We start from the raw sequence: 17,012 nt of genomic DNA on the forward strand, positions 1-17,012 counted from the left end.
AAAATAAGTGGATTTTTTTTTAGAAAAACGCTTGTGTAATTGAATAAATGTCCTAAATTTGCACTCGCAATACGAAACAAATCAAGTGTTGCGGTTCTTAATAAAATTTGAAAATGCGAAAATAGCTCAGTTGGTAGAGCGCGACCTTGCCAAGGTCGAGGTCGCGGGTTCGAGCCCCGTTTTTCGCTCTAAAACCATATAATGCTCGGATGGTGAAATTGGTAGACACGCTGGACTTAAAATCCAGTGAACAGCAATGTTCGTGCGGGTTCAAGTCCCGCTCTGAGTACTAAAGCCTCTTCTTTTGAAGAGGCTTTTTTTATTTGCAGACTTGCAGGTAATAAATTTACGCAGTAAATTTATTAGAATCTCAGAATCTCAGAATCTCAGAATCTCAGAATCTCAGAATCTCAGAATCTCAGAATCTCAGAATCTCAGAATCTCAGAATCTCAGAAAAAATCTAAAATCAATAATCTAAAATTTATAAATGGGTGCTTTTGTAATTAGCAGGCGATTTAATGATGAATATAAATTTACGTTTACTTCGCGTAGAGGGAAAGTTATTTTTACGAGTTTGAGTTATGAATTGAGATTTGAGTGTGAAGAAGATATTGAGAAATTTAAAGCGAATATTGATCTTGCAAAGTTTTTGAAATTTAAAGGCTCTGGTGGGAAGTATTTTTTTAAATTAATGCTTGGGGAGGTTCATTTTGCTACAAGTCGTAAATACAGCACGGAATTGCTTTTGCAGAAAGGGATAAAAGAAATTGTGACTTATTCCTCTAGGTCGGAAATTTTAGATTTCTCTTCAAATGAATTGATTTTTGAAGATGAGGAGTCTGAAGAAGAAGTAGAGGAGGAGGTTGAATAAAAAAAAGCGTTTACAATTGTAAACGCTTTTTTTTTATTTGAAGTAGATCAATGTTGATCAAAAAAAAACCATCTTAAAAGATGGCTTTAAAATCGTTAGAACTTAGGTTCTAATTATTTTTTTACTTCTTCTACTTTAGCAGCAGCTGAATCAACTTTAGCAGCAGCTGAATCAACAGTTGTAGCAGCAGAATCAACTACAGCAGCAGCTGAATCAACAGCAACAGCAGCAGAATCTACAGCAGGAGCTTCAGCAGCAGCGTCAGCTTTTTTACAAGATACAACAGTTAAAACAGCAACAACAGCTAAACTTAAAAATACTTTTTTCATCTTACTTTATTATAAAAGGTTAATTATTAATTCGTGGCAAAGATATAAATTTTTTAATATGTAAAATATTTTTTCACTTTTTTTTTAAAATATTTTCCTTACTCACGATTATCTTAGTTATCAAATAATATGCCAAAATAGTAAATATAAATCATATTATTGTATGTTTTGTGTAATTTATTTTTTGTTGAAAATTCTATCGTTGTTTTGAGTCTTTTAATTGGGTTTGTTATAGTTTATTTTGTTTTTTGTAGAATATTTTATAGCGCTAAATATCTTAAAAATATATTTTAATAAGTTTAATTGCCATAAAAATCTCTTTTAATGCTAGAAATTTGCTTTAAAGGGCTTTAGAAACGACTTTCATAATTGTTTCTGTAGCATCTTTGTTGTTTTGAATGAAGGATTTGCATATTTCGCTTTTTTCATTATAGAAAGAGTTATCAGATAAAAGATGGTCAAAAGCCTCTTTTAATTCTTTAAAATTTGAAATGATCGCGCATCCTTTTAATTCAACAAGTGAAACCGCTTCTGCAAAATTAGAATAGTTTGGTCCAATTACGATTGGAATTCCAAATGTCGCTGGTTCCAAAATATTATGTATGCCAGGATTTCCAAATCCGCCGCCCACATATGCAATAGTTCCGTAGCTGTAAATTTTAGTCAGCAAACCAACTGTATCTATGATGAAAACATTATAAGATGCTAAATCTTTGTTTTCTTTTTCTGAAAATAAAACAGTTGATTTAGTAATTTTTGACTGAAGATCTGAAATCTGATCAGGTTTGATATTATGCGGTGCGATTATGAATTTTACATTTTCTGGGGCTTGATTAATGTATTCGCTTATTAAAACTTCATCTTTTGGCCACGAACTTCCTATAACTATAACTGGCTGATTATTTTTGAAATTTTGTATAAAATCTAACGAATTATCACGTTCTAAAATTGCATTGACGCGATCAAATCTAGTGTCGCCTGAGACAATTACATTATTAAATCCTAAACTTTCTACTTTTTGTTTTGATTTTTCGTTTTGAACAAAGAAATAAGTGAATGCTTTTAATGCTTTTCTGTAGAATCCGCCATACCATTTAAAAAACATTTGGCTGTCTCTGAAAATTCCTGAAATCAGATAAGTTGGAGTTTTGCTTTTTTCTAATTCTTTTAAATAGTTTAACCAAAATTCATATTTGATAAAAAAAGCAAATTCAGGATGAGCCAATTTTAGAAATGTTTTTGCATTGCTTTTTGTATCCAAAGGAAGATAAACAGTAACATCGGCAACTGTGTTGTTTTTACGCACTTCGTATCCAGATGGTGAAAAAAAGGTTACAATAATCTTGTGCGAAGGGTATTTTTCTTTGATTTTTTCAATAACTGGCAGCCCTTGCTCGTATTCTCCTAATGAAGCAGAATGAAACCAAATTGTCTTGTCTTCGGGTTTTATTTTTTCTTCTAAAGTTGAAAAAACATTTTTTCGGCCTTCAACAAAAAGCTTAATTTTCGGACTAAATAAGGCTACGATTCTTAAGAAAAATCCTGCGATGTATAGGGTTAAATTGTATAAAAAAAGCATGTAATAATTTTTGCAGCTAAATTACATTTCTTTCGACTATTTTCATTGGTTTGAAGCTATTAATAACTATTTTTGTTCCTCCTTTTAGAGATTTCTGTTTAAACAGTGTCTTTAATTTTTAAATACATTCAAACAATGAAAAAAATTCAAATGGTTGACTTAAAAAGTCAATACGAAAAAATAAAATCTACTGTAGATGCTTCAATTCAAGAAGTTTTAGACACAAATACTTATATTAACGGACCTTTAGTTCATCAGTTTCAAAAAAATCTTGAAGATTATTTAGGTGCAAAACATGTTATTCCATGTGCAAACGGAACAGATGCTTTGCAGATTGCGATGATGGGATTAGGGCTTCAGCCAGGAGATGAAGTTATTACTGCCGATTTTACTTTTGCTGCTACAGTTGAGGTTATTGCTTTATTGCAGTTAACTCCGGTTTTGGTTGATGTGGATATGACAAATATGAATATCGATATTGATGCAGTAAAAAAAGCAATTACGCCAAAAACTAAAGCTATTGTGCCTGTTCATTTATTTGGACGCGCTGCGAATATGGATGCTATTATGGAAATTGCATCACAATATAATTTATATGTAATTGAAGATAATGCGCAAGCAATTGGAGCTGATTATATTTCTAAATCTGGAGCAAAAACTAAAGTTGGAACAATTGGACATGTTGCAGCAACTTCGTTCTTTCCTTCGAAAAACTTAGGATGTTACGGAGATGGTGGAGCAATTTTTACAAACGATGATAATTTGGCTCACATTATTCGTGGAATTGTAAATCACGGAATGTACGAGCGTTACCACCATGATGTTGTAGGTGTAAATTCACGTTTAGATAGTATTCAAGCAGGAGTTTTAAATGCAAAATTGCCTCTTTTAGATGAATATAACACGGCTCGCCGTTTAGCAGCAACAAAATATAATGCAGCTTTCGCTGGAAATGCAAAAATTATTACTCCAGATTTTGATGCAAACGAAAATGATCACGTTTTCCACCAATATGTATTAAGAATTATTGATGCAGATCGTAATGCTTTAATGCAACATTTATTGGATAAAGGAATTCCTTGTGCTATTTATTACCCAATTCCGTTACATTCTCAAAAAGCATATTTAGATCCTCGTTATAAAGAAGAGCAATTCCCTGTAACAAACCAATTGGTAAAAGAAGTTATTGCTTTGCCAATGCATACAGAGCTTGACGATGAACAAATTAAATTCATTACAGATTCTGTTTTAGAATTTTTAAACAAATAATTAAAAGCTTATTAGCCGAAAAATAACCACAAACAAACCAAAAAATGAAAGTATTAGTAACAGGAGGGTTAGGATTTATTGGATCTCATACTGTAGTCGAATTGCAAAATGAAGGCTTCGAAGTAGTGATTATAGATAATCTTTCAAACTCTTCAGAAGATGTTTTAAAAGGAATTACAGCGATTACAGGAAAAACTCCTTTATTCGAAAAATTAGATTTAAGGGAAAAAGCTGCAGTGCAGGATTTCTTTAAAAAACACAATGATGTTACAGGAGTTATTCATTTTGCGGCTTCAAAAGCAGTAGGAGAAAGTGTTGAACAGCCTTTGTTGTATTATGAAAACAACATTAGCAGTTTGATTTATCTTTTGCAAGAATTACAGCAAAAGCCAGAGGCAAGTTTTATTTTCAGTTCTTCTTGTACGGTTTACGGTCAAGCCGAAAAAATGCCAATTACAGAAGATGCGCCAGTCCAAACAGCAATGTCTCCTTATGGAAATACAAAACAAATTGGCGAAGAAATTATTACAGATACAGCTAAAGTTACCAATATCAGTGCTATTTTATTGCGTTATTTTAATCCAGTTGGAGCACACGAATCGGTAGAAATTGGAGAATTGCCTTTAGGAGTTCCTCAGAATTTAGTTCCTTTTATTACGCAAACTGGAGTAGGATTGCGTCAAGAATTATCTGTTTTTGGAAATGATTACCCAACTCCAGACGGAACTGCAGTTCGCGATTACATTCACGTTGTTGACTTAGCGAAAGCGCACGTAATTGCTTTACAGCGTTTATTAAATAAAAAGAATTTAGCGAAAGTTGAAACCTTCAATTTAGGAACAGGAAAAGGAAGTTCTGTTCTTGAAGTCATTCATAGTTTTGAAAAAGTAAGCGATAAAAAATTACCATACGTAATTAAGCCACGTCGTGAAGGTGATATTACCGAAGCTTACGCGAATACTGATAAGGCAAATAATGTCTTAGGTTGGAAGGCTGAGCTAAGTTTAGACGAAGCTATGGCAAGTGCTTGGAAATGGGAACAAAAAGTGAGGAATAAATAAATTCTTTATCAGTTAAAATTATAAAATTTTAAGATCCCAAATTATAGCAGTATAGTTTGGGATTTTTTTTTAGCGTATTAATTATCATGAAACAAAGTTTAGATTATAAATTAATATTTGCCTTAGCGGCTGTTGGAATTATTTGGGGAACTACCTTTTTAGGGATTAGAGTTGCAGTTGAAACGATTCCGCCTTGGTTTGTAACTTCAATTCGTCAGGGATTGGCGGGAATAATTATGATGATTATTTTATTGTTCAAAAAAGAATTGAAATGGATTGGGTGGGAAAATTTAAAACATCAGCTTGTTCCTTCTATTTTGATGATTGTAATTGCAAATGGTTTTACAACCGTTGCTGAAAAGACTGTGCCAAGCGGACTGGCTTCGGTAATCAGTGCGATGTCCCCTATACTTATTTTTCTTGGCAGTATTTTATTTAAATTACAAAAACCAAGTTTAAGAGGATTTATTGGAGTTATAATAGGATTTTCGGGAGTCGTTTTTATATTTAAAGATGGACTAAGATCTTTTTTAGATGCCGATTACAGAATCGGAATGATGTTTATGGGATTTGCGATTACTGCTTGGGCTGCCGGAACAATTTATACCAAAATTCATGGGAACAAATCTAAAAATATAATTCTTAATTTATTTTACCAGTTTACAATGGCTTCGTGCATTCAGATTATTTTGGCATTTATTTTTTCGCCAATTATCGATGTGAATTTATGGAGTTCTAAAAGTATTTTAGCCGCATTGTATTTGTCGATTTTTGGATCTGTAATTGCTTTTTTTAGTTACAATTACGCTTTGAAACACGTTACGCCAGTTCAAGTTTCTATTTTAGCGTATATCAATACCATAATTGCTGTATTTTTTGGCTGGCTGATTTTGGATGAAAAAATTACCATCGATTTTATAATCGCTACAATCTTGATTATTTTGGGAGTTTTTATTATTAATTACAAAAAGAAGGAAAAGAAAGCTTTGTAAAAAAGAATCAATTTGATTTACTTTATTTTGTAAATTTGTAAGAATAAGAAATGTAGGAATAATGAGTTCGGGTAAAGAAAATAAAAAGAACAAGGTTGAAGAGCCAAGAGTTGAATACGAAGTTTAAAAGCCAAAATTTAAAGGTATAGACCCTGAAGCTTTTGATTTTGATGCCGAGTTTGCAAAGGGATTGACACCAGAGGAATTTAAAGCTGAAATGTCTAAAAGAATTCAGAATTATCCTTTGAGAAAATAACAAAATAAAAAAACCTCATAAACTAATTAAGTCTATGAGGTTTTTTTATGTGATTTAGATACGAAAGACGCACTGCAGTGCGTCTCTAAGATTAAGCGTTAGCAGTAGCAGCTTCTTTATCAATTTTATTAATCAAACCAGCTAAAACTTTTCCAGGACCAACTTCAGTAAACAAAGTCGCGCCATCAGCGATCATTTGCTGAACAGACTGAGTCCATTTTACAGGAGCAGTTAATTGAATGATTAAGTTCTTTTTAATTTCATTTGCGTCAGAAACTGCGTTTGCAGTTACATTTTGATACACTGGACAAATTGGAGTAGAGAAAGTCGTTGCTTCAATTGCAGCAGCTAATTCTTCTCTTGCTGGTTCCATCATTGGTGAGTGGAAAGCACCTCCAACAGGCAAAATTAAAGCACGTTTTGCTCCAGCAGCTTTCATAGCTTCACAAGCTTTTTCAACAGCAGTAGTTTCACCGGAAATTACTAATTGTCCAGGACAGTTATAATTTGCAGCAACCACAACACCATCAATAGAAGCACAAACTTCTTCCACAACATTATCAGCTAAACCTAAAACAGCTGCCATTGTAGATGGAGTGATTTCGCAAGCTTTTTGCATGGCTAATGCACGTTGAGAAACTAATTTTAAACCATCCTCAAAAGATAAAGTTCCGTTAGCAACTAAAGCAGAGAATTCTCCTAATGAATGTCCTGCAACCATTTCCGGTTTGAAATCTTCTAAAGTTTTAGCTAAAATAACAGAGTGTAAAAATACAGCTGGTTGTGTAACTTTAGTTTCTTTTAGTTCTTCGGCAGTGCCTTCAAACATGATATCTGTAATTCTAAAACCTAATATTTCATTAGCTTTTTCAAATAATTCTTTGGCTACAGCCGAATTTTCATAAAGGTCTTTACCCATTCCTGTGAATTGCGCTCCTTGACCCGGAAATACGTATGCTTTCATTTGTCTAATTTAATTTTTACTTTTTTTTAAAATTGAAAATTAGTTTCAATTGGAAGGCAAAAGTACTATTTTTTTAGCTCGTATAACCCTTAAACATATAAATCCACGCTAATCTTGAAAATCTAAGATTAAAAGGAGTCAGTAAAGTAATCACAACAGCAATGATAGGAAGGATTCTTAAATCGAAGTTGGTTTCGAAGAAATACTGTGCAATGCAATACGTTGCAATTCCTTGAGCTACTGTTAATCCGTAATTTACATACATTGCTCCAAAGAAGTAACCAGGCTCTTTTTGAAATTTATAGTGACAGTGACTGCAGTATTCATTCATCTTTGGAAAACTGAAATTTAGAAAAATGTTCTTGTCTGTAAAAACTTTTCCTTTATGACAAACAGGACATTCGTTTTTTAAAATATGAGTTAATGCGCTTGACATGATAATGTTGATTTTTGTTTATACAAAGGTAATTTGGAATGACTTAAAAGTCTTTTTTATATCTTCGCTTATTATAGCACAAAAAAGACATTTTATGAAAAGATATCCCGTTTATAGTGTTCAGAATTTTAGCTGTAACGATATTCACCGTGATTTCTATGTAAATACATTTAAAGAACATTTGAAAAATCACAGTTTTGTCGAAGAACCGCATCGGCATGATTCGTATTTAATGGTCTTTTTTACGAAAGGTTCAGGATTGCATGAAGTCGATTTTGACCAGTTTGAAATCAAAAGAGGAAGTTTGTTTGTGTTGCAACCAGGACAAATGCATCATTGGAATTTATCGGAAAATATTGAAGGTTTTGTAATTATCTTTTCTCAAGAATTGTACAATTTGTATTTCGGACAGAAAAAAATTAACGATTATAATTTTTACCATTCAATTCATAATCGACCAGAAATGGTTTTTGAAGAAAATGAAATTCCGAAAATCCAACCTTATTTTGACCTTCTGATTCAGGAAAATAGCCAGAATAATAAATATCAATTAGATAAATTGCTGAATTTATTAGACTGTATTCATATTGAAGTTGCACGAAAATATAGTGAAACATATTCCCATCAAACGCATTCGTACAATATCAAAATAAATACATTCGAGTCGCTTTTAGAAGAATATTTCAGAACCGAGAAATTACCTTCATTTTATGCAGAAAAATTAAATATCACACTTAAGCATTTGAACAGAATTTGCAACGAAATTCTCCAAAAAACCGCCACAGAAGTAATTACAGACCGAGTGATTTTAGAAATCAAAAGAATGCTGATCGATAAGCAATTAGCCGTAAATGAAGTCGCATTCAAAGTTGGTTACGAAGATTATTCGTATTTCTCCCGCTTCTTCAAAAAACAAACAGGAATGTCGCCAACAGAATTTAGAAATATAAAATAAAAAAAGGCTTCGACTTCGTTCAGTCTAACATGCGATATATCTTGAAATGGATGTCAGGCTGAGCGAAGTCGAAGCTCGTTCCTAAAAGCAAAAAAGCCTGCACTCCCGAGAAAGGTGCAGGCTTCCTAACCAACCAATTAAATCTAATCTAAAACCAAAGATTAAGCTTGTTTTGCTAATTGAATTTCGATGTTTAATTTAACTTCTTCTCCAACTAACACACCGCCAGTTTCAAGAGCAGAGTTCCAGTTTAAACCCCAGTCTTTACGGTTAATTTTTCCTTCAATATTTAAACCAACTTTAGTATTTCCCCAAGGATCAGTCATGATTCCGCTAAATTCTACTGGGAATTTTACAGTTTTAGAAACACCTTTAATGTCTAAGTCTCCAGTAATTTCATAATCTCCATCATCGATTTTTTTGAAAGATGAAGATTTGAATGTTAATTTTGGATGATTTTCTACGTCAAAGAAATCACCACTTCTTAAGTGACCATCTCTGTCTGCATTTGCAGTATCGATAGAAGCAATGTCAGCAGAAAACTGAATATCTGCATTTTCGAAATTTTCTCCGTCAGTTGTTACTGTTGCATCGTAAGTTCCAAATTTTCCTGAAACATTAGTAAACATCATGTGTTTTACTTTAAAACCAATTTCTGAGTGAGTTGGGTCAATTGACCATTTTGTAGTTGCCATAATTTTATTTTTTTAAATAATTAATTTGTTTCATTTTGATAGGACAAAGTTACGGTGACAGTTGTCCTGGAGCACTTAACCTAGATTAAGAAATAAAAAATGTAATAAGATTGTGATTTGTTTTTCCCGCAGATTTGCAGATCAAGCAGATTTTTATTTTTACAATCTCCTGAATCTGCAAAATCTGCGAGAGACTTTTTATCCTTTTAAGTTTAAAACCGTTCAATGATTGAAGTTACAAAAAAAGAAACGATAATAATCTGATTTACAGATTGATTATCGTTTCAAGATACAGGTATTTAATTGTTTTTGTTTGAATTAATAATTCATAGGAATATCCATTAATAAAAATTCAGCATCTGTATTGGCTTTAATATTTAAAGTATCAGTTCCTGAAATTCCAACTGCGTCACGAGAATTTAATTCCTGACCGTTGATGGTTACATTTCCTTTTAAAACGAAAGCATAAACTCCGTTTCCTTCTTTTTTGATTTTATATTCAGCAGTAACTCCAGAATCGAAATTACCCATGTTGAACCAAGCGTCTTGGTGAATCCAAACACCTTCATCATCTGCATTTGGAGATAAAACCTGAGATAATTTATTATGTCTGTCAGCAACATCCAAAGTAATTTGCTGATAACGTGGCGTAACGTTTCTTTTATTTGGAAACAACCAAATCTGCAATAATTTAGTCTGCTGATCTGCATTCGGATTAAACTCGCTATGCTGAATTCCAGTTCCCGCGCTCATCACTTGAATATCTCCGTTTTTAATAACTTCAGTATTTCCCATGCTGTCTTTATGTGCTAAATCACCTTCAAGCGGAATTGTAATAATTTCCATGTTATCGTGAGGATGCGTTCCAAATCCCATTCCAGCAGCAATCGTATCATCGTTCAAAACACGAAGCGCTCCAAACTGAATTCTATCAGGATTGTACCAGCTCGCAAAACTAAAGCTATGATAAGCGTTCAACCATCCGTGATTTGCGTTTCCTCTTGATTCTGCTTTGTGCAATACTATATTTTCCATGATTTTATCCTTTTGTATTTTTATAGTACAAAGATACGGTCGATGTAAAGGAAAAGCACTTAATCTAGGTTAAGTTCTTTGAGATGCTAAGTTTTGAAGGTTCTGAGGGACTAAGGTTTTAGAAACAAAGACACAAAGTCACAGAAATTCAAAGGGTTTATCTCAAAGTAACCACGTGGCTTGTCATTTCGACGAAGGAGAAATCTTCGCAAGTAAATCCGCAATGTGAATCCAATCTTTGTCGAGCTTCTCACGTGGATTTCTCCTTCGTCGAAATGACAAGATTGGGGCGAATTATTAGACTGAAATCTGTTCAACTAAATTATTTAATCCTAATCAATTTCCCTTTCCCAACCACTTCATCAAGATAATTCATAGAAGAACTTTTCTTATCATGCATGAAAAAAGGAATAGTATCTTTTTCGATTTGATCTTTTGGGATACTGATAATCAAATCCGTATTAATAAAATTATCAAGTAGTATTGCGTTGCCATAAGAAATCCTTCCTTTTGGCAGATACTTGTTGTCAAAAGCAAAAACGCTATCCTTAAAAGTAATTTTATCTTTTAGAATATACAAATCGTTATCTTCTATTAGGTAATTATAACGGCCATTAAGTTTTTCTGTTTTCTGGCTTAAATTAATAGAAAACAGCATTATTAATAAAGATAAATAGTGCATAAAATTCTAACTATATTGATTCATAAACTGCTGTACAACCGCATCTGTATTTTCGTGACGTTTCTTTTTCTCTAAAACAATTGGCGGAGCAGCTCTTTCTAAACAATTTTGTACGGCGCAAGTTTCGCAAGTTACACCTACAATTCGTTTTACCAAAGGTTTTCCGTCAATGAATTTAAATTTCTTTTTCATTGTCGGATTAATTAAAATTCCGACAGAAATACTTCTAATGTAATTTTCTGCGAAGGGATCTTTTGTAGCCGATGAAAAAACCAAATATTCGTTTCCGCTATTGGCGTAACTCGAAATCTGAGCATCAAAAAAATGAGGCTTATTTTGTCTGATTGCTTCGTTAATAGTTTTTACCGAAACCCATCTTCTGCAATAATGCTCGTTGGTTTCATTGGCGTGCGGTTCCTGCTGATGTGTAATGTGCAATTCCTTGTTGATTTGATAAACATCAGAACCAATTCGGTGAGATAATCTCAAGAAGAAAAGGTTTTTCAACTGAAAATCTTTTGGTAATAAATTGGTTAATCTCTGATAAAAAGATTCAGGCGAAACTTCAAAACTTTCAATTAATTGAACAAATTCTTCTGGTTTTGGATTTTCGTCTTCCAGAAAAAGATTGATTTTATCCACCACTAATTTTCTGGGCAATATTAAAGCGCCTGCAAAATAAGAAGCGTAAAAGTTATTCAAAACCTGATCAAAATTTTCAAACTTAATCCAAGTAAAAGTGAGTAAACGATCCGAAATTTTCAAATAATTATAGGCTATTTCTTTGGCTAAAATAAAAGCTTTCTGTGGAGCATCAATTTCGGTTGAAAGCAATAAAGTTCTACTTTTCGGAACGTAAATTGAACGCAAATCTCCTAAAGCTTCCTGATCTGTAAAAGCGATTTCTTTAATGTTGTATTCGTATTCTTCTTTTAAAATCGCTTCCAGTTCTTCGATGCTGATTTTAGAATCTAAATTAATCTGAAATGACCTTGAAAAAGCAATTACTTTTTCTTCTAAATCTTCAAAATAATTGCTGTGCGCTTCCTGATAAGAACGCAAAGCAGCAAGAAAAAAACTTTCTCGGCTTAAATTATAATGCTGTGCAATCTCAAAAATAGTACTGATAAAGGCATTGACCTTAGCAGGAGCATTCGCAATAATATCAATTAAATCAGCTTCTTGAATTCCAAAAAGTTCCAGCGGAATCTCTTTTAAAATTCCAGATTTTAAGATTTCACCAATCGGAGCGAGGTTGTTATCGAGTTTTAAAGATACCATTTGGTCGTAAGTCACGTCCAAATGTTCACATAAAAGCAAAATTTTATCTGTTTTGGGATATTTTTTTCCCTTTTCAATCTCGTTCAAATATGATTTTGATAGATTGGTCAGTTTGGCCAAACCAAAAAGAGACAAGTTTTTTTGTGTGCGAACTTGCTTCAATTTTAGCCCAAAAATCAGCTTTATATAGTCTTTTTCGATATCCATAATGTCAAATATAAGTATTCTAAAAACAATCGCAAAATAAATATTTTTAAAATTTAGCGAACGTTCGCTTGTTTTGTAAAAAACTTTTTTATAACATTGTACTGTCAAAACATGTTAATTATGAGTTAGTTATGGTTTTGTTGTTTTGATGAAATGAAAAATGATTAGAAAGAGAAACTTTTTAGTCTAATAAAAATTAAAATCTGCAGCTATGAAAAACCAATTAGAGATTACTGAAATGGCTTTAGAAATTCTGGCCGACAAAAAGCTTGCTTATCCAAAAATTTGGACAGAAGAAGCGATTGCGTTTATTACCGAATTGCATAAAAAATTTGAATCGCAAAGAAAATTACTGCTTTTGCAAAGAGAGCAAAAACAAGTTGCTTTTGATCAGGGCATCATGCCAGTTTTTACTCCGGAAACAAAAAGCATCAGAGAAGGTAATTGGACAGCTGGAGAAATTCCGAAAGATCTATTAGACAGAAGAGTGGAAATTACTGGACCTGTTGATCGCAAAATGATTATCAATGCTTTGAATTCGGGTGCGAAAACTTTTATGGCCGATTTTGAAGACAGCACTTCGCCAACTTGGCAAAACCTAATGGATGGACAAATGAATTTGATTGATGCCGTTAATAAAACCATCACGTTTACCGATTTGGTAAAACAGAAATCTTATCATTTAAATCAAAAAATCGCAACGCTAATTGTACGTCCGAGAGGTTTGCATTTGCCTGAAAAGCATCTTCTAATTGAAGGAAATGAAGTTTCAGGATCGCTGATAGATTTTGGTTTGTATGTTTTTCACAATCATAAAAGACTTTTAGAGAATAATTCTGGACCGTATTTCTACATTCCGAAATTAGAACATTATCTAGAAGCAAGATGGTGGAACAGCGTAATTGATTTTACAGAAGATTATCTAAATCTGAAACGTGGAACCATCAAAGTGACGGTTTTAATTGAAACAATTACAGCAAGTTTCCAATTAGATGAAATCATTTACGAATTGAAAGAACATATTGTTGGCTTGAACTGTGGGCGATGGGATTACATTTTCTCTTACATTAAAAAGTTTAGAAAAAATCCAAAATTCATTGTTCCAGATCGAGATCAGGTAAATATGACTTCGCCTTTTATGAATGCTTATTCAAATTTGGTAATTCAGAGATGCCATAAAAGGGGAATTCACGCCATTGGCGGAATGGCAGCTCAAATTCCGATTAGAAATAATGATGAAGCCAATGCAATCGCTTTTGCGAAAGTAAAAACGGATAAAGAACGCGAAGTTCGGAACGGTCATGACGGAACTTGGGTTGCGCATCCAGATTTAGTTTCGCTAGCAAAAGCCGTTTTTGATGAAGGAATGCCAACTCCAAATCAGATTCATATTAAAAGAGAGCACAGAAGAATTACAGAAGCAGATTTGATCGAACCGCCAATTGGATTGATTACTGAAATTGGTGTTCGAAAAAATATCAATGTTGCGGTTCTGTATCTGGCTTCATGGCTAAACGGACAAGGAGCAGCGGCGCTTCATAATTTAATGGAGGATGCAGCAACAGCCGAAATTTCGAGATCACAATTGTGGCAATGGCTTCAGAATAAAGTTATTTTAGATAATAGCAAAAAATTAGATTTGGCATATTATCACAAATTGGCTTTAGATGAATTTAGAAAAATCAAAGAAGAAATAGGAGCAGAAAATTATGAAAAGCAACAGTTTCCACTAGCAGAAAAAATGCTGGAAAGATTAGTAGTAAACCTGCATTTTGTAGATTTTCTAACAATTCCGTGCTATAAATACTTATAAACTTTTAAAATCTGCTCAATCTGCCAAATCTGCGAGCTAATAATTTTTTCCGCAGATTTAGCAGATTAGACAGATAAAATTTAGTCTTAAATTATTTAAACACATAGAAACATAGATTTAGATTTAAATAAAAGATAAAAGAAAAAACTAGTTTTTCACAGATAGCTATGTGTATTGAAAGAAGTGAAACGCCTTTAACCACAAAGGAAAGCTATGTTTCTATGTGTTTAAAATTATACTCAAAGAAAAAATAAGTCCAGTTAAAACTGAATACTGATAACTGAGACTGAAAACTATTACTTACTAACCACTTTAACTAAACTATATTATGAAAACAACAGAAGACAGAATTCAGGAATTGATTAACGATTGGATTACGAACCCGAGATGGAAAGGTGTTGAGCGTCCTTACACGGCGAGTGAAGTAGTGTCGCTTCAAGGGTCATATCACATTGAGCATTCTATTGCTAAAATAGGTGCAGAGAAATTATGGAGAAAGTTAAAAAGTCAGGATTATGTTGCTGGTTTAGGAGCATTGACTGGAAATCAGGCGATTCAGGAAGTCGATGCAGGTTTAGAAGCAATTTATTTAAGCGGATGGCAGGTTGCTGCCGATGCAAATCTGGCAGGAGAAATGTATCCAGATCAATCGCTTTATCCTGTAAACAGTGTGCCATTGGTGGTAAAAAAGATCAATAACGCTTTACTGCGTGCCGATCAGATTCAGATTGTAAATAATATTGAAGATAAAAAAGATTACCTAGTGCCAATTGTGGCCGATGCTGAAGCAGGCTTTGGAGGAAATTTAAATGCTTTCGAATTAATGAAATCGATGATTGAAGCTGGAGCTTCTGGAGTTCATTTTGAAGATCAGTTAAGTTCTGCTAAAAAGTGCGGACATCTGGGCGGAAAAGTTTTGGTTCCAACGCAAGAAGCGATTAATAAACTTATTGCTGCCCGTTTGGCTTCAGATGTTATGGGAGTTTCGACTTTAATCGTTGCCCGAACAGATGCCGATGCAGCAAATTTATTGACAAGTGATGCAGATCCAAGAGATCGGAAATTCTTAACTGGAGAAAAAACAAGTGAAGGTTTCTTCTATGTAAACAACGGAATAGAACAGGGAATCGCAAGAGGCTTGAGCTATGCACCTTATGCCGATTTAATTTGGATGGAAACCAGTAATCCGGATTTAGATTATGCAAGAAAGTTTGCAAAAGCAATGAAAAAAGAATTTCCAGATAAAATGCTGGCTTATAATTGTTCTCCGTCTTTCAATTGGGCAGCAAAATTATCAGTTGCCGAAATGGAAACGTTTAGAGAAGATTTGGCAGAAATGGGTTATAGTTTTCAATTCATCACTTTGGCAGGATTTCATGCTTTAAACACAAGTATGTTCGAATTGTCTAAAGCCTACAAAGAACGTGGAATGGCTGGCTATTCTGAATTACAGGAAAGAGAATTCGCTTTACAGCAAAACGGATTCAGAGCAGTAAAACATCAGGCTTTTGTAGGAACTTCTTATTTTGACGCGGTTCAAAATACTGTTATGCTTGGAAAATCAGCTATAACAGCAATGAAACATTCTACCGAGGTTGAGCAATTTTAATTTTTTTTCCGCCACGAATTCACGAATTTTTATTCTCAAAGATTATAAAAAAAATAATTCGGGAATTCGTGGCGGAAAACTTTACTTTTTCAAAAGACGAGCTTTCATTTTGCTGAAAAATTCAGGCGTAACACCAATGAAAGAAGCGATTTGTTTTTGAGGAACTTTATGAACTAATGTTCCGTATTTTTTAGTGAATTTTTCGAAACGTTCTTCTGCAGGCAAACTCAAGTTATCCATTAATCTTTGTTGATTCGCTACCAAAGAATTTTCAATCAAGATCCTAAAAAAACGTTCCAGCTTAGGAATTTCAAGATACAATTGCTCCTGATTTTCTTTGGATAAAGAAACTACTTCTGCTTCTTCTAAAACTTCAATAAAAAGCTGTCCTGGTTTTTGAGAAAAAAAGCTGTACATATCGCTCATCCACCAGCCTTCGCAGGCAAACGAAAGAACATGTTCGACAATATTATCATTAATATTAAAGCTTCTTAAAATTCCAGAGTTTACAAAATAAGAATGTTTGCAGACTTCGCCAGCATTTAACAACAGTGTTTTTGCTTTATAAGTGTTGGTTTCCAGTTTAGATAAAAAAAGCGCCTGTTCTTCTGGTGTAAGAGAAACGTGTTTGGCAATGTTTTCAAGAATTAATTCCATTATTTTTTATCGTCGATTAAGGTAAATGAAGTTGCTTTAAATCTGTTTCCTTTGATTTCTCCCGTAACTAAAGCTTTACTGATTGCATTGCAAAAACCTTTTTCCGAATGTGCATCACCGTGATCGTGAATCGTAGTTCCATCTACAAAATAGCTTTTTCCGTCAATACGAATTGCTAGATCACAGCTTTTACCTTTCATTCCGAATTGGCATTCTCCGCACGAAGCTTCAACGATTGTTGGGTTGTCAAATTTCTTTTTGTCTTGCGCCTGAACAGCAATTCCAATAAAAAGGAATGTCACCAATAATATATTTTTCAT

At 33.4% G+C, this 17,012-nt stretch carries 17 protein-coding genes and 2 tRNA genes; 9 read left to right on the forward strand and 10 right to left on the reverse strand.

The annotated features are described in order from the left end of the window. The first annotated feature begins 115 nt into the window (after positions 1–115). The 3 genes from OD917_RS15445 to OD917_RS15455 all read left to right on the forward strand — a co-directional run bounded on the left by OD917_RS15445 (position 116) and on the right by OD917_RS15455 (position 872). A tRNA-Gly gene (locus tag OD917_RS15445) sits at positions 116–188 on the forward strand. 15 nt (positions 189–203) lie between these two features. Next, positions 204–289 (forward strand) — tRNA-Leu (locus OD917_RS15450). Between the two features lie 199 nt (positions 290–488). Further along, positions 489–872, forward strand: a complete 384-nt coding sequence (locus OD917_RS15455; RefSeq protein WP_263524311.1) for a DUF1508 domain-containing protein — start codon at positions 489–491, stop codon at positions 870–872. Between the two features lie 113 nt (positions 873–985). Here the strand turns inward: OD917_RS15455 and OD917_RS15460 are convergent, their stop codons facing one another. Then, a complete protein-coding gene (locus OD917_RS15460; protein ID WP_111284537.1) occupies positions 986–1,201 on the reverse strand; it encodes a hypothetical protein in 216 nt (71 codons plus the stop codon). Between the two features lie 340 nt (positions 1,202–1,541). Further along, complete coding sequence (locus OD917_RS15465; RefSeq protein ID WP_263524312.1) at positions 1,542–2,780, reverse strand: 3-deoxy-D-manno-octulosonic acid transferase; 1,239 nt, start codon at positions 2,778–2,780, stop codon at positions 1,542–1,544. A gap of 135 nt (positions 2,781–2,915) precedes the next feature. Between OD917_RS15465 and OD917_RS15470 the strand changes: the two genes are divergently transcribed. The 3 genes from OD917_RS15470 (at position 2,916) to OD917_RS15480 (ending at position 6,102) form a co-directional block, all read left to right on the forward strand. Beyond that, the gene (locus OD917_RS15470) at positions 2,916–4,049 is read left to right on the forward strand and encodes a DegT/DnrJ/EryC1/StrS family aminotransferase (protein WP_263524313.1); all 1,134 of its coding nucleotides are present in this window, start codon (positions 2,916–2,918) and stop codon (positions 4,047–4,049) included. Positions 4,050–4,093: 44 nt separating this feature from the next. Further along, complete coding sequence (galE, locus tag OD917_RS15475; protein ID WP_263524314.1) at positions 4,094–5,110, forward strand: UDP-glucose 4-epimerase GalE; 1,017 nt, start codon at positions 4,094–4,096, stop codon at positions 5,108–5,110. 86 nt (positions 5,111–5,196) lie between these two features. Next, positions 5,197–6,102, forward strand: coding sequence for a DMT family transporter (locus tag OD917_RS15480; RefSeq protein ID WP_263524315.1), 906 nt, complete (start codon positions 5,197–5,199; stop codon positions 6,100–6,102). A gap of 347 nt (positions 6,103–6,449) precedes the next feature. Here OD917_RS15480 and fabD read toward each other — a convergent pair whose 3' ends face one another. Both fabD and OD917_RS15490 read right to left on the reverse strand, forming a co-directional pair. Next, the gene (fabD, locus tag OD917_RS15485) at positions 6,450–7,322 is read right to left on the reverse strand and encodes an ACP S-malonyltransferase (protein WP_263524316.1); all 873 of its coding nucleotides are present in this window, start codon (positions 7,320–7,322) and stop codon (positions 6,450–6,452) included. Positions 7,323–7,395: 73 nt separating this feature from the next. Then, positions 7,396–7,758 carry a DUF983 domain-containing protein gene (locus OD917_RS15490; protein WP_091492477.1) on the reverse strand — a complete coding sequence of 121 codons (363 nt, stop codon included), beginning with the start codon at positions 7,756–7,758 and terminating at the stop codon, positions 7,396–7,398. A 94-nt stretch (positions 7,759–7,852) separates the two neighbouring features. Here OD917_RS15490 and OD917_RS15495 point away from each other — a divergent pair, with 94 nt between their 5' ends. Continuing rightward, positions 7,853–8,713 (forward strand): AraC family transcriptional regulator, encoded by an 861-nt coding sequence (locus OD917_RS15495; RefSeq protein WP_263524317.1) that lies wholly within the window; start codon positions 7,853–7,855, stop codon positions 8,711–8,713. 161 nt (positions 8,714–8,874) lie between these two features. Here OD917_RS15495 and OD917_RS15500 read toward each other — a convergent pair whose 3' ends face one another. The 4 genes from OD917_RS15500 to OD917_RS15515 all read right to left on the reverse strand — a co-directional run bounded on the left by OD917_RS15500 (position 8,875) and on the right by OD917_RS15515 (position 12,613). Continuing rightward, positions 8,875–9,408 carry a YceI family protein gene (locus OD917_RS15500; protein ID WP_263524318.1) on the reverse strand — a complete coding sequence of 178 codons (534 nt, stop codon included), beginning with the start codon at positions 9,406–9,408 and terminating at the stop codon, positions 8,875–8,877. Positions 9,409–9,726: 318 nt separating this feature from the next. Further along, positions 9,727–10,443, reverse strand: a complete 717-nt coding sequence (locus OD917_RS15505; RefSeq protein ID WP_008467248.1) for a pirin family protein — start codon at positions 10,441–10,443, stop codon at positions 9,727–9,729. A 322-nt stretch (positions 10,444–10,765) separates the two neighbouring features. Beyond that, positions 10,766–11,125: a hypothetical protein gene (locus OD917_RS15510; RefSeq protein ID WP_263524319.1), complete on the reverse strand. Its 360-nt coding sequence runs from the start codon at positions 11,123–11,125 to the stop codon at positions 10,766–10,768. 6 nt (positions 11,126–11,131) lie between these two features. Beyond that, positions 11,132–12,613 (reverse strand): helix-turn-helix domain-containing protein, encoded by a 1,482-nt coding sequence (locus tag OD917_RS15515; RefSeq protein ID WP_263524320.1) that lies wholly within the window; start codon positions 12,611–12,613, stop codon positions 11,132–11,134. A gap of 211 nt (positions 12,614–12,824) precedes the next feature. On the opposite strand from OD917_RS15515, the gene aceB reads away from it, so the two are divergent. Continuing rightward, complete coding sequence (aceB, locus tag OD917_RS15520) at positions 12,825–14,426, forward strand: malate synthase A (protein ID WP_263524321.1); 1,602 nt, start codon at positions 12,825–12,827, stop codon at positions 14,424–14,426. Between the two features lie 328 nt (positions 14,427–14,754). Beyond that, positions 14,755–16,035, forward strand: coding sequence for an isocitrate lyase (gene aceA, locus OD917_RS15525; protein ID WP_263524322.1), 1,281 nt, complete (start codon positions 14,755–14,757; stop codon positions 16,033–16,035). 81 nt (positions 16,036–16,116) lie between these two features. Here aceA and OD917_RS15530 read toward each other — a convergent pair whose 3' ends face one another. Then, positions 16,117–16,692, reverse strand: a complete 576-nt coding sequence (locus tag OD917_RS15530; protein WP_263524323.1) for a Crp/Fnr family transcriptional regulator — start codon at positions 16,690–16,692, stop codon at positions 16,117–16,119. Next, the gene (locus tag OD917_RS15535; RefSeq protein WP_263524324.1) at positions 16,692–17,012 is read right to left on the reverse strand and encodes a DUF6370 family protein; all 321 of its coding nucleotides are present in this window, start codon (positions 17,010–17,012) and stop codon (positions 16,692–16,694) included. The genes OD917_RS15530 and OD917_RS15535 overlap by 1 nt, the downstream gene beginning before the upstream one ends.

The organism is Flavobacterium sp. SH_e (genome assembly GCF_025717045.1).
Taxonomy (GTDB): Bacteria; Bacteroidota; Bacteroidia; order Flavobacteriales; family Flavobacteriaceae; genus Flavobacterium.

Coding starts and splice junctions, on each gene's coding strand:
- OD917_RS15455 (WP_263524311.1), top strand. CDS start 489: ATGGGTGCTTTTGTAATTAGCAGGCGATTTAATGATGAATATAAATTT.
- OD917_RS15460 (WP_111284537.1), bottom strand. CDS start 1,201: ATGAAAAAAGTATTTTTAAGTTTAGCTGTTGTTGCTGTTTTAACTGTT.
- OD917_RS15465 (WP_263524312.1), bottom strand. CDS start 2,780: ATGCTTTTTTTATACAATTTAACCCTATACATCGCAGGATTTTTCTTA.
- OD917_RS15470 (WP_263524313.1), top strand. CDS start 2,916: ATGAAAAAAATTCAAATGGTTGACTTAAAAAGTCAATACGAAAAAATA.
- galE (WP_263524314.1), top strand. CDS start 4,094: ATGAAAGTATTAGTAACAGGAGGGTTAGGATTTATTGGATCTCATACT.
- OD917_RS15480 (WP_263524315.1), top strand. CDS start 5,197: ATGAAACAAAGTTTAGATTATAAATTAATATTTGCCTTAGCGGCTGTT.
- fabD (WP_263524316.1), bottom strand. CDS start 7,322: ATGAAAGCATACGTATTTCCGGGTCAAGGAGCGCAATTCACAGGAATG.
- OD917_RS15490 (WP_091492477.1), bottom strand. CDS start 7,758: ATGTCAAGCGCATTAACTCATATTTTAAAAAACGAATGTCCTGTTTGT.
- OD917_RS15495 (WP_263524317.1), top strand. CDS start 7,853: ATGAAAAGATATCCCGTTTATAGTGTTCAGAATTTTAGCTGTAACGAT.
- OD917_RS15500 (WP_263524318.1), bottom strand. CDS start 9,408: ATGGCAACTACAAAATGGTCAATTGACCCAACTCACTCAGAAATTGGT.
- OD917_RS15505 (WP_008467248.1), bottom strand. CDS start 10,443: ATGGAAAATATAGTATTGCACAAAGCAGAATCAAGAGGAAACGCAAAT.
- OD917_RS15510 (WP_263524319.1), bottom strand. CDS start 11,125: ATGCACTATTTATCTTTATTAATAATGCTGTTTTCTATTAATTTAAGC.
- OD917_RS15515 (WP_263524320.1), bottom strand. CDS start 12,613: ATGGATATCGAAAAAGACTATATAAAGCTGATTTTTGGGCTAAAATTG.
- aceB (WP_263524321.1), top strand. CDS start 12,825: ATGAAAAACCAATTAGAGATTACTGAAATGGCTTTAGAAATTCTGGCC.
- aceA (WP_263524322.1), top strand. CDS start 14,755: ATGAAAACAACAGAAGACAGAATTCAGGAATTGATTAACGATTGGATT.
- OD917_RS15530 (WP_263524323.1), bottom strand. CDS start 16,692: ATGGAATTAATTCTTGAAAACATTGCCAAACACGTTTCTCTTACACCA.
- OD917_RS15535 (WP_263524324.1), bottom strand. CDS start 17,012: ATGAAAAATATATTATTGGTGACATTCCTTTTTATTGGAATTGCTGTT.